The sequence below is a fragment of the Senimuribacter intestinalis genome (genome assembly GCF_943192965.1).
GTDB lineage: Bacteria > Bacillota > Clostridia > Peptostreptococcales > Anaerovoracaceae > Senimuribacter > Senimuribacter intestinalis.
In genome coordinates this window covers 17,458-30,015 of sequence record NZ_CALPCF010000025.1, presented here as the reverse complement: position 1 = coordinate 30,015, position 12,558 = coordinate 17,458, and the positions used below count along the sequence as shown (strand labels likewise).

The following is a 12,558-nucleotide window of genomic DNA, read 5'->3' as shown; positions in this document are numbered from 1 at the left end:
CTAACTCAATAAGCGAAGCGAATTGTAGTAGGTCCCCTGTCAGGAGTGCAGTGCTTTAGCACGTGGCACTCTACGACTAGTTCCCACGAGCAGAGTGAGTGGCAAGACGCTAGTCGTATAATGGAGCCCGCCCAATTTCCGCTTGGTGAGTGATGGGAGCTAATAGAAACAAATCAAAACAGTGAAAACAAAACTGTGAAATAACTTAATACAAACGGAGGAAGACGATGAAATATTTTGGCGGCTGTGATGCCGGAAGTACATATACAAAATGCGTGATTCTAGATGAGACTGCAAAAATTGTAGCATCCGTGATTCTAAAAAGCAGAATTAATCCGGTTCTCAGTGCGCAGGATGCGCTGGCTGCTGCGCTGGAACAAATTCCCGAACTGAAAAATGCGGAGGATTTAACCTATTTAGTAGGCACCGGCTATGGCAGAAATAAAGTTCCGTTCGCAGACGAAAACATTTCTGAAATAAGCTGCCATGCCATGGGGGTTCATGCAGCGGCGCCGGACGTGCGCGCGATTATTGATATTGGAGGCCAGGATGTAAAGGGCATCGCCGTTGATACTGATGGAACTGTACTGAATTTTGCAATGAATGATAAATGTGCAGCGGGGACCGGAAGGTTTTTTGAAACGATGGCGAACGCCTTTGAGATGAGCCTGCCGGAGTTTTCAAAACTGTCGCTGGGCGTAAAGAACGCAATTCCAATCACGGCGCAGTGTGCGGTCTTTGCGGAGAGTGAGGTAATCTCCCTTGTAGGAGAAGGAAAGCCCATGGAAGAAATTGCAGCAGGCATTCAGATATCTGTGGCTAAACGGTGTTTTGTTATGGCAAAGAAAGCCGGCGTGACTGACAGCGTAACTTTAACCGGCGGCTGTGCAAAAAATGAAGGTTTGAAAGCTGCGATTCAAAAAGTTCTGAAGGTAGAAGTTGTCGATTTATCGGTAGATCCGCAGCTGATGGGAGCACTTGGCGCAGCGGAATTTGCAAGGCAGAAAGGAATGGCAAAATGTTAAAAATTGTACTCATGATAGCCTGTATTTTGGCAGTGCTTTTTGTGCTGAGCCTAGTTGTGTTCTTTTTCAATTTAGATATGAAGATGGCAGCGAAGATGGGAACTCTTCTAAATGGACATTATGACAGAATCAAACGGGACAGGATGGACGGATGATGAAACTCTACGATGCATTGATTGAGGAGGTTTTATCTTTGACTGGGCAGGCGCAGGTGCAGTCCTGTAGCGGAAAAGCCTGGCAGCAGACAGATGACTTTGAGATGGTGATGAAAAAGGATATGGCATATGAGTTGGGCGGCGGCAGTTTGCCGGCGGTCAGCGGGCTTTTCTTTACCTCGGATGAAAGTTTGGTCCCCGAAGACGAGGTGCTGCTTTTTGGTCCAGACCTTCCGCAGCTTGAAACGGATTCATCCTATGCAAGAATTACCCTTTTAAAAGTTGAAGAAAACAGCTTTGCAGGACAAGATGAGGCTTATGAACAATTGCGTAAGATAGAGTATACAAGGTATCATGTTTTTCCCAGGGGCTATATGATGAGGATTTCTGCTGCAGGTATGCGCGAGCCTGTTCGCATTGCAAAAAAAGCCCTGCGGGAAGGGATGACTTTTGAGAAAGTAGGGCGCTTATTCATAGAGGGATACCATACCCATCCGAAGGTAGAATGCGTCACGATTTTATTCATTACCCAGCCGGATTTTCCCTACGAAAAGTTGGCGATGCTGGCTAAAAAAGGGGAAGAAATCACAGCTTCTCTGCACCGGATTTTCGACAATCTGGTGATGGATTGCAGGGCGTGCAGTCTGAAGCCAGTCTGCGATGAGGTGGAGGGATTGCGCAGTTTACATTTTCAGGCAGCGGGTGTAGCAATGAAATAATATGATTATGAGAAAAGTAATAAAACTTGTGCGATAGAATGTAAGTTTGTGTTCTGCTGCACAAGTTTTTTACTTCGATTGTACTGAAAAAAATCCCAAAATAGCTATTGCATAAATATAAATTTACTGGTATAATCTTCCGTTAGAATGTAATAGAAAACAGCAAGAAACGCAGAATCACTTACAAAGTACAAGGAGGGCAGATGAAAGGACTTATTTATCTAGAAGACGGCAGTATATATAAAGGAAAGGGCTTTGGTGCCAGCACTACCAACGTGGGAGAACTGGTTTTTAACACAGCGATGACCGGGTATCAGAAAACATTGACCGACCCTTCCTATAGTGGACAGATGATTACCATGACCTATCCGCTTTTGGGAAACTACGGGATTAACGATGAAGACTATGAGTCAGAAAAAATTCATGCACTGGGCGCAGTATGCCAGGATTTATGTATGAAACCCAGCAACCATCACAGCGTAAAGACCATTGACCAGTGGTTTTGCGAGCAGGGTGTTCCAGGTGTTTACGGCGTAGACACTAGAGAAATTACGAGAAAGCTCAGAAAGACCGGCAGCCAGAAGTGTGTTATTACCACAGAAGATATTCCCCTCAGTGAAATTAAAAAACTTGCAGAAGAGACAGAACTTTCGACAGACCAGATGAAAACTGCTGGCGTGCAGGAGATACAGACAATAAAAACGCCGGGAAGTGACTTCCACGTAGCAGTGCTGGATTTGGGCGTGAAGCGGAGTATTCTCAAAGAACTGGCAGACCGAGGCTGCAGTATGACCATCTACCCTTACGGTACCAAAGCAAAGACTATTTTGGAGGCAAAGCCTGACGGCGTTTTTCTGACCAATGGCCCAGGGGACCCTGCATCGGCAACGGAAGCGGTAGCCGTTATCGAGAAGCTTATAACCAACAGTAATTATGGCGCGGATTTAATGCCGATTTTCGGTATCTGCATGGGACATCAGCTGATCGCCCTTGCCTGCGGCGGCAGCACCTACAAAATGCAGTACGGACATCGTGGCTGCAATCACGGCGTCTTCGATAAAAATATTGGAAGAAGTTATATCACCAGCCAGAATCACGGCTACGCAGTGCAGCCGCAAAGTATTGTTCTAAAAGGGCTGGAAGCGACCCATCTGAATTTGAATGACGGAAGTGTGGAAGGGATGGCACATCTGTCAAAACCAGTTTTTTCTGTACAGTTTCATCCTGAATCAAATCCAGGTCCAAACGATACTGGATACTTATTCGATCAGTTCATCGACTTAATGAAAGGGGGAAGACTGTAATGCCTAGAGATTTTACCTTAAAGAAAGTTTTAATTATCGGTTCCGGTCCGATTATTATTGGACAAGCAGCAGAGTTTGACTATGCCGGCACGCAGGCGTGCAAAGCTATCAGCGAAGAAGGCATTGAGACTATTCTCATCAACAGCAATCCAGCGACCATTATGACCGATCAGGGAATTGCAGATAAAGTTTATCTGGAACCGATTACAGAAGAAGCTGTGGAACAGATTCTTGCAAAAGAGCGCCCGGATGGCGTGCTGGCAGGGTTTGGCGGACAGACTGGACTAAACCTTGCTATGGCGCTGGACGAAAAAGGTGTCTTTGAGAAATACGGTGTTAGACTTCTTGGCGTCAATAAAGAGTCCATCCATAAAGCCGAAGACAGGGAGGCATTTAAAGCGCTGATGCTGCAGACAGGACATCCCATTCCGCCGAGCACTATCGCAACAAGCCTGGAAGAGTGTAAGGCCTTTGTTGAAGAAATTGGATATCCTGTTATCATCCGTCCTGCATATACGCTTGGCGGCACAGGCGGCGGCATTGCCCACAACGATGAAGAACTGGAACATTTCTGCCAGCTTGGGATCGAGAAAAGCGCGATCGGGCAGATTTTGCTGGAAAAGTCTGTAGCAGGCTGGAAAGAAGTAGAATACGAGGTAATCAGGGACGGCAAGAATAATTGCATCATTATCTGCAGTATGGAAAACTTGGATCCTGTGGGCGTGCATACGGGAGACAGCATCGTCGTAGCGCCGACCCAGACACTGACCGACGGGCAGTATCAGATGCTGCGGGACGCATCGCTGTCTATCATCAGAAAGCTGGAAATCGAAGGCGGCTGTAATGTACAGTTTGCGCTGAATCCGGACAAGGATGAATACATCGTCATTGAAGTGAATCCGCGCGTCAGTCGTTCGTCCGCACTTGCATCTAAAGCGGCAGGATATCCTATCGCCAAAATTGCTGCAAAGATTGCCATCGGCTACAGTCTTGATGAACTGAAAAACTACGTGACAGAAGGCTCAAGCGCCTGCTTTGAGCCGGCGCTTGACTACTGTGTCGTAAAATTCCCAAAGTGGCCTTTTGATAAGTTCCGCACTGCCTCCAGAAAACTGGGGACGCAGATGAAAGCCACCGGTGAAATCATGGCAATTGACAGAAACTTTGAGAGTGCCCTCTTAAAAGCAATCGCCTCTTTAGAAACCGAAGGAACCGGTCTGCGGGTGCCGTACGTAACTGGACTTTCTGACAGCCGCCTTATGGAAAAATTGCTTGCCTGCGATGATGAGCGTATATTTTGTATCGCAGAAGCATTCCGGCGCGGACTTGCCGGCGTAGAAGAGATTTTTGAACTGACACAAATTGACCGCTGGTTCCTTTATAAAATTGAGGGCATCGTGTTGATGGAAAAAACGCTGCAGAGCGAAGAAATTACGGCAGATTTAGTCAGAGAGGCAGAACAGCGCGGCTTTACAGACGACGAGATTCTGGGACTGACCGGCATGGAAAGAGAGGTCCTTCAGGATATCAGATTGTATCACGATATTTACCCAGTTTACAAGGTGGTCGATACCTGTGCGGGAGAATTTGACGCAGTCACGCCGTACTACTATTCCAGCTATGGCGGGGAAAATGAAAGTGTAAAGAGTACCCATGAAAAAATTCTGGTTGTCGGCTCCGGTCCCATTCGGATCGGTCAGGGCATTGAATTTGACTACTGCTGTGTGCAAGGCGTGTGGGCTTTGAAGGAACTGGGCTATGAGTCCATTATCATTAACAATAATCCGGAGACGGTCAGCACGGATTTTGATACAGCAGACAAGCTGTATTTTGAACCGCTTCATACAGACGATGTGATGAACGTGATTAAGCAGGAGAGACCGGAAGGTGTGATTCTGCAGTTTGGCGGGCAGACTTCCCTAAATCTTGCATCCAAACTGGCTGCAAGAAGTATTAAAATTTTGGGCACTCAGAATAAATATATCGATCTGGCGGAAGATAGAGAAAAGTTCTCTAGTCTTTTGGATCTGTTAGATATTGCAGCGCCAAAAGGCTGTGCGGTGCGCAACCAGGAGGAAGCCTTTGAGGCGGTAGAACGTCTGGGTTATCCTCTCGTCGTGCGTCCGTCTTTTGTGATTGGTGGCAGAGCCATGCAGGTAGTCTATTCCGATGAGGAACTGCGGAAATATCTGAAGGAGGCGGTAAAACTTTCCCACGAGCATCCTGTCCTCATCGACAAATATGTTGAGGGCAAGGAAATTGAGGTAGATGCAGTAGCTGACGGAGAGGATGTCTTGATTCCGGGCATTATGGAACATATCGAAAGAACCGGCGTCCATTCTGGAGACAGCTGTACGGTATATCCGACTTACTCGTTGCCAGAAGAAGTACTGCAGGAACTGCTTTTCGCTACAAAACGCATCTGCCGGGCGCTACATATCGTTGGACTTGTCAATATTCAGTATGTCTGGGACGGCGAACGGATTTATGTTATCGAAGTGAATCCGCGTGCGTCAAGAACGGTGCCGATTCTCAGCAAGGTGACAAAAGTACCGATGGTAAAATTGGCAGTAGCCGTCATGACTGGCAACAAGCTGGTTGATCTTGGCTATGGCACAGGTATTTACCCTGCACAAAATTACTATGCTGTAAAAGTACCGGTATTCTCCGACGCAAAATTGACCGATGTAGATGTGGCAGTGGGACCTGAGATGAAGTCTACCGGTGAAGTATTAGGTATCGATACCGACCTGGATAAAGCCATCTATAAAGGGTTTCTGGGAACAGGAACACAGATTCCAACAGGAGGCGGCGTGTTCATTTCTCTCAAAGACCATGACAAAACAGAGGAAAGCGTAGCGGTGATAAAGGACTACATGGACATGGGATTTGTTCTATACGCCTCGGCAGGAACGGCAGTATATTTGAAGAAATATGGAATAAAGGCGGCAGTTATCGATTACCGCGATGTAATCCCTAAAATTTCTGAAGACATTCACATTGTTATTAATACGCCGAAAGCCATCAATAAGATTGGCGCAGATACTTTTCCAATCAGGCGTGCAGCGATTGAGCACGGCTTGCCGGTGCTGACCTGTATGGATACAGCTTGGGCATTTGCAAAAGCAGTGAAACAGAAACAGGAAGGCGCACAGCTGACATACGAAGCGCTGTAATTGATAAAAATAAACATGGGAGGCTGTATCATTTTGAAACAGTCTCTTGTTTATGGGCAATTTTCTGAAAAGAACATTGAAAAAATTGCGGAAAAATGGCATAATAATAAAATATAACATAATACTAGAGAAAGGAATATGCGTAAACCGCGCGACATAGAAGCAGCGCGGCGCATGAAATGAAAATGGAGATATTGGCACCGATTTTGGCGGTATTGATTTTTGTGGGCATGTTTGTCATGATTGTCCTGGAAAAATTTGAACGTCATTACATTACGTTAGTTAGCGGCGCACTAGTTTTGGTACTGGTTTTTGGTCTTTGTATGCGGGATATGGACGCCGTGCTGCAAACCCTGAGTCTGGATAGCCTGTTTGAGTCCGGTTTCTGGATAGGAGAAGGGGAAGAAGGCTCTATGGGAATCAACTGGGCAACAATCATTTTTATTGCAGGAATGATGGTTATGGTAGAAGGGCTTGGAGAGGCAGGATTCTTTCACTGGCTTTGTCTGCTTCTTGCCAGAATGGTCAACTACCGTGTGACACCGCTTTTAATTTGTTTTATGTGCATTTCTGCAGGACTTGCCATGTTTATCGACAGTATTACCGTAGTACTTTTCTTAGCAGCAGTGACTGTGGATTTAGGGAAACTTCTCAAATTTAATCCGATTCCTATGGTGATTGCAGAAATTTTCTGCGCTAACCTGGGAGGCGCAGCAACCATGAGCGGGGACCCGCCGAATATTATTATAGGAACAGCTTTAGGCTATACTTTTACTGACTTTGCCAGAAATACAGGGCTGATTGTAGCAATCTGCTTTGTCGTTATCGTGGCCTACTTCCTTCTCATATTCAGAAAAGAACTGAAAGCAACCGATTCCATGGATAGAAGCGGTCTGTCCTGTCCGGAGCCGGTAACAGCAATTCACAACAAAAAACTGTTTATCTATGCAGTGGTTATTTTCATTGGCGCTATTGTTCTTCTGGTGACCCATGCCCAGACTGGTCTTACTGTTGCCACAATCGGCGTCATTATGGCGGTGGTTACGATACTTGGAATGATCGTGCTGGAAGATAAGAAAAAGACTGTTGAAGTGCTGAAAAAAGTAGACTATAAGACGCTGCTTTTTTTCATCGGACTATTTGTTTCTGTAGGAGGACTAGAGGAAACAGGCATACTGGAACTGATGGCGCAGGGCATTATGAATATCTGTCAGGGAAATATCAAGCTGATTTTACTGGTCATTCTGCTGCTGTCAGCTGTGTGCAGCGCACTAGTGGACAATATTCCGTTTGCAGCAACTATGATTCCGGTGATCAAGTCTATCTCTGCGGCGCAGGGTATCAATCTGTCCATGCTGGCATGGACGCTGGCACTGGGGACCGACTTTGGCGGTAATGCAACACCAATTGGCGCTTCTGCTAATGTGGTGGGAACCTCTATCGCAGCCAAGGAAGGACACCCGATTGGATGGGGCACCTATTGTAAGTACTGCGTACCGGGCACGATTTTAATTATCGGAATATCTCTGTTGTGTCTGTACGCAAGATATGTATAGAGATAAAACAGAAAGGAAATTTAAATGAAAAAACAACTGATTATTACGATTGGAAGAGAAAGCGGAAGCGGCGGACATGAAGTTGCAAAGCAGCTGTCAGAAGCGTTTCGCATTCCGTTTTACGATAAAGAAAAAATCCAGCAGCTTGTCGCCAAGGAAACCGGTTACGAGTTGGAACTGGTAAAGAAGATGGATGAAAAACCTGTAAGCAGACTGTTTTCCAGAAGATTTGATGATTTTTCCACATCCGTGCCCGAACATGTGGCTAGAAAAACCTTTGAAATCGTGCAGACCATGGCGAAAGAAGGGAAATCCTTTGTTCTTGTGGGCCGCTGCGGAGAATATATCCTCCGGGATAATCCTAACATGGTCAGCTTTTTTATCAACGGCAAAAAAGAAGCGAAAATAAAAAGACTGATAGAGACGGAAGGCTGTGACGCCCATGAAGCAGCCGGTCTGATGAAACAGCGCGACGCAGTCAGAAAGACATATCATAACTATTATTGTGATACTAAGTGGGGAGATTCCCGGGGATATAATCTGGTGATTAACTCCTCCGTCCTGGGACTTGAGAAGAGCGTAAAAGTGCTGACAAATTTTGTAGAAGAGTTCATGGAAGGATAAAAGTAAGGCTGCCATGCCGGCAGCCTTAAATTTTTTTGAGGATATTATTCTACGAAAGAACCGCCCTTAAAGATCTTTTTGCCCAGTTCTTTTTGTGCTTCAGGAACGCCTTCCAGGTTTTGCTTCTGGATTGCTCTGATTTTCAGCGGCAGAGAGAATAGGTTGATAAAGCCTTCTGCATCGCTCTGATTGTACACTTCATCTTCGCTAAATGTTGCGAACTCTTCGTTGTATAAGGAATATGGAGATTTACTTGCAACAGGCCAAGCGGTGCCCTTGTAAAGTTTCATCCTTACCGTACCGGTTACCAGCTTTTGTGTTTCGTCTACAAATGCGGAAATGGCTTCACGGAGCGGTGTAAACCAAAGACCGTCGTAAACCAGCTGCGCAAATTTCTGAGAGACAATGTTGCGGTACTGCAGGGTATCTCTGTCTAAAATGAGTTTTTCCAGGTCTTTATGCGCTGCGAATAAAATGGTGCCGCCCGGCGTTTCGTATACGCCTCTGGATTTCATGCCGACCAGACGGTTTTCGATGATATCAATGGTCCCGACGCCGTTCTCGCTGCCTAATTTATTTAACTCGGTTAAAAGCTCAATTGGACCCATTTTCTTTCCATCTATAGCAACAGGGATGCCTTTTTCAAAATCAATTTCTACATAAGTCGGAGTGTCAGGTGCGTCCTCTGGCGTCTTTGAAAGTACGTGGATGTCAGGCTTATGCTCGTTCCATGGGTTTTCCAGATTGCCGCCTTCGTGACTAATGTGCCAGATGTTTTCGTCTCTGGAATAAATTTTTTCTACAGTCTGTGCAATCGGAATGTTGTGCTGATGCGCATATTCAATACACTGTTCACGAGACTGTAGATCCCAGATTCGCCAAGGTGCGATGATTTTGATAGCAGGATTCAGTGCATGAATAGTGGACTCAAAACGAACCTGGTCGTTACCTTTTCCGGTACAGCCGTGGGCAATGGTAAAAGCACCTTCAGCTTCAGCGATTTCTACCAGTTTCTTCGCCTGCAGCGGTCTTGCCATGGAAGTACCCAGCAGATAGTCGTTTTCATAGATTGCGTCTGCTTTTAAAGTTGGATAGATAAAGTCGGTAATGAATTCTTCCTGAATATCTAATATGTAGGCTTTGTCTGCGCCAGTAGCGTAGGCTTTCTTTTCAATTGCATCGAAGTCTTCCTTCTGCCCGGTGTTGCAGCAGACTGCGATAACTTCGCAGTTATAGTTCTCTTTTAACCATGCGATGATGATGGATGTGTCCAGACCGCCGGAATAGGCAAGGACGATTTTTTCTTTTGCCATAGTGTGTTCCTCCGAATATGTAAATATTTATAATCGTGAATAAAAATTAATCAGTGCATGTAATATACCACACCTGCCTGAATAAATCAAGGTTTTTTTGTATTAAAATAATAAAATGTGTAAAAAAATACATTCTGATATACAAAATAGGATCGTAAAGCGCTTTTTGTAAAAAATCGGAAGACCCTACAAAAATATAACAAAAATCTAACCTCCTATGGCTATAATGTGAAATATAAAATGAGAAAAGTACTTGCGGATAAAGTATAGGGCAGGTACAATAATATTAAACAAGAAAGACCTTTGTAGAACATTAAGTAAATCATTAAGGAGGAAAAAGAAATGAAAAAACTATTAACTTCACTGTTATGCGTAGTGATGGTAATGGCGTTCATGCCGGCAATGGCTTTTGCTGCTGAAGAAGTTGCAGCATCTTTACCGGCAGCAGAAAATGGTGTCATCACTCTGGAAAGTGACGTTGTACTGAGTGAGACAGCGACTTTTAGCAAAAACGTAACGATCAACGGCAATGGTTATACCATCAGTCCGGCTAGAGACGGACAATTTACCGGCGCAAACCTGATTGCAGTTACTGGCGGCACTGCAACTCTCAATAATGTGAGAGTGGATGCAGTTGGCGCTTGCAGAGCGGTTCTGGTAAAAGCAGGTAAACTGGTTGTTGATGGAAACTCCTATATCACTGGAGGTAAAGCAAGCAGCTATGCCCATGGTGTATATGTAACTGGAAAAGCTGAATTTGAACTGAAGAGCGGTACGATTTCCGGCAACACTGGAACAAATGTTAACGCAGATTACTACGATGAATACAGCAAAGATTTATGGATTGGCGCTAATGCAAAAGCAGATATTTCCGGTGGTGCTGTAGGTTATGTATTTGTAAATGCAAACGGCTACTCTGGTCAGAACAAAGGCGGTCTGACTGTTTCCGGCGGTTCTGTCACTAACCTGTACGCAGAAACTGCTGATGGATATGATGCTGACTGCATCGTAAATGGCGGAACAGTTGAAAATGCTATGGTAAGTTCTGCAGCAAATTTGCAGTCCTTGGTAAATGCAACAGGTATTAAGACAATTCAGCTGAGAACTGATATGGATGTAAATCTGGTAATTCCGGCTGAAGCAGACTTTACACTTGATTTAAACGGCAAGACTCTTAATGGCGGAACAGTAAAAGGCAAAGCAACAATTACTAACTATGGTAAAGTTGTAATCAACGGAAACGGAACTATTAAGCGTGAGGACAACAACACCTCTGGATATTATACGATTAATAACCATGGAACCATGTCCATTAATAGCGGAACTGTAATCAACAACTCCAACAACTCTTCTTTGATTAGAAATGCTGGTCTGGCTTCCGATAAGGACAAGAATGTAACACTGAATATCAACGGTGGAACGATTGAACAGAAAGAGTTTAACGCAGTAAAGAATGATGACTATGGCAAACTGAATATCAATGGTGGAACAATCACCAGCGAACACTATGCCGTACAGAACTGGAGCAACGCAACTATTCAAGGTGCAACCATCAACGGCGGTGTTTATACTGGTGCATGGGACGATACTATCGGAGCAGGAGATACTGCTATCAGCACAGGTACAACTGTTAAGGGTGATGTTGTAACTGAAGTTTTCGGCAGCGGTGTAACAGGTAAACCGGAAGTACGCATTTATGCTGGTACAATTGAAGGAAAACTGAATGTTACAGAACAGTCTGATGTAAGAGTTTACGGTGGTAAATTCGCTGATAAAAATGCAGCTGAATACATTGTAGGCAATCGTGAGATGGATGCAGATGGTAATGTTGTAGCTAAACAGCCTGAAACTCCGGTAACTCCAAATCCAGGTCCAGTTGGTCCTTCAGAGCCGGTAAATCCTGATACACCGGAACCACCGGTTGACATTGAAGATCCTGATACTCCGCTAGGACCTCTTCCTGACGAAGAAGTAGCCGCAGCAGTAAAAAGTGCAAAGATAAAGACTACTTCCAAGTTGGTTACTGTAAAAGGCAAGAAAGCAATCAAACTCTCCTGGAAGGGTGCTGAGGACTTAGAGTTAGATGGATATGAAGTATTCAGATCTGTTAAGAAGAATTCCGGATACGGAAAAGTTAAGTATTTTGGACCTACTTCCAAAACCACTTACACTAACACTAAGGAACTGAAAAAAGGCAAGACCTACTATTACAAAGTAAGAGGTTACAAGATGGTTGGAGGCCAGAAAGTTTACACTGCATGGTCAACAAAAGCTTGGAGAACTGTTAAATAGTTTCTGGCAAATAGAATGAAAATAATTTAAGTGATAAATGAACGAAGAAGCTGTCTCAAAGTAAAATGAGACAGCTTCTTTTCGCTTTTGGGTCAGCAGCCTCTTTAAGCGGTTAATCTAATAGAAAAAGAATCAAGATATGCCCATAATTTGCCTCGCGCCAATTTTGGGCTTGATTTCTGTATACATGGCGCGGACCTATAAGAAAGTGCCATGTAGAAATGCTTTTTTAGAAAAAATGGCGGCGACAGAAAGAAATGCAGACAGATAGCCGGAAAAACTTTAGCGTCCTACAGTAAAATATCAAAAAAGCGGATATCAGGCAGCAGGTGCGCGCCAGTTTTTTAGAAAATGAATCCCAATATGGCGTTTGGCGGATGGCTGGCGCCATGTA

9 protein-coding genes are annotated in these 12,558 nt (G+C 44.7%); 8 read left to right on the top strand and 1 reads right to left on the bottom strand.

Going from position 1 to position 12,558, the window contains the following annotated elements; all coding sequences use genetic code 11:
* Positions 1-227: 227 nt before the first annotated feature.
* The 7 genes from NFR88_RS14720 to NFR88_RS14690 all read left to right on the top strand — a co-directional run bounded on the left by NFR88_RS14720 (position 228) and on the right by NFR88_RS14690 (position 8,559).
* Positions 228-1,025 carry an acyl-CoA dehydratase activase gene (locus NFR88_RS14720; protein ID WP_251617148.1) on the top strand — a complete coding sequence of 266 codons (798 nt, stop codon included), beginning with the start codon at positions 228-230 and terminating at the stop codon, positions 1,023-1,025.
* Complete coding sequence (locus tag NFR88_RS14715) at positions 1,019-1,180, top strand: hypothetical protein (protein WP_202620416.1); 162 nt, start codon at positions 1,019-1,021, stop codon at positions 1,178-1,180. Before NFR88_RS14720 ends, NFR88_RS14715 begins: the two co-directional genes overlap by 7 nt.
* The gene (locus NFR88_RS14710; RefSeq protein ID WP_251617144.1) at positions 1,177-1,899 is read left to right on the top strand and encodes a carbon monoxide dehydrogenase; all 723 of its coding nucleotides are present in this window, start codon (positions 1,177-1,179) and stop codon (positions 1,897-1,899) included. The genes NFR88_RS14715 and NFR88_RS14710 overlap by 4 nt, the downstream gene beginning before the upstream one ends.
* Before the next feature lie 203 nt (positions 1,900-2,102).
* A complete protein-coding gene (gene carA, locus NFR88_RS14705; RefSeq protein ID WP_160201708.1) occupies positions 2,103-3,203 on the top strand; it encodes a glutamine-hydrolyzing carbamoyl-phosphate synthase small subunit in 1,101 nt (366 codons plus the stop codon).
* Positions 3,203-6,379, top strand: a complete 3,177-nt coding sequence (carB, locus tag NFR88_RS14700; protein WP_251617142.1) for a carbamoyl-phosphate synthase (glutamine-hydrolyzing) large subunit — start codon at positions 3,203-3,205, stop codon at positions 6,377-6,379. The genes carA and carB overlap by 1 nt, the downstream gene beginning before the upstream one ends.
* 179 nt (positions 6,380-6,558) lie before the next feature.
* Entirely contained in the window at positions 6,559-7,935 is a 1,377-nt protein-coding gene (locus tag NFR88_RS14695) for an ArsB/NhaD family transporter (RefSeq protein ID WP_307726239.1), read from the top strand.
* 24 nt (positions 7,936-7,959) lie between these two features.
* Positions 7,960-8,559, top strand: coding sequence for a cytidylate kinase-like family protein (locus NFR88_RS14690; RefSeq protein WP_160201710.1), 600 nt, complete (start codon positions 7,960-7,962; stop codon positions 8,557-8,559).
* A 44-nt stretch (positions 8,560-8,603) separates the two neighbouring features.
* Here NFR88_RS14690 and NFR88_RS14685 read toward each other — a convergent pair whose 3' ends face one another.
* Positions 8,604-9,872: an argininosuccinate synthase gene (locus NFR88_RS14685; RefSeq protein WP_251617140.1), complete on the bottom strand. Its 1,269-nt coding sequence runs from the start codon at positions 9,870-9,872 to the stop codon at positions 8,604-8,606.
* Between the two features lie 342 nt (positions 9,873-10,214).
* On the opposite strand from NFR88_RS14685, the gene NFR88_RS14680 reads away from it, so the two are divergent.
* The gene (locus tag NFR88_RS14680) at positions 10,215-12,164 is read left to right on the top strand and encodes an autotransporter outer membrane beta-barrel domain-containing protein (RefSeq protein WP_251617138.1); all 1,950 of its coding nucleotides are present in this window, start codon (positions 10,215-10,217) and stop codon (positions 12,162-12,164) included.
* Positions 12,165-12,558: the final 394 nt, after the last annotated feature.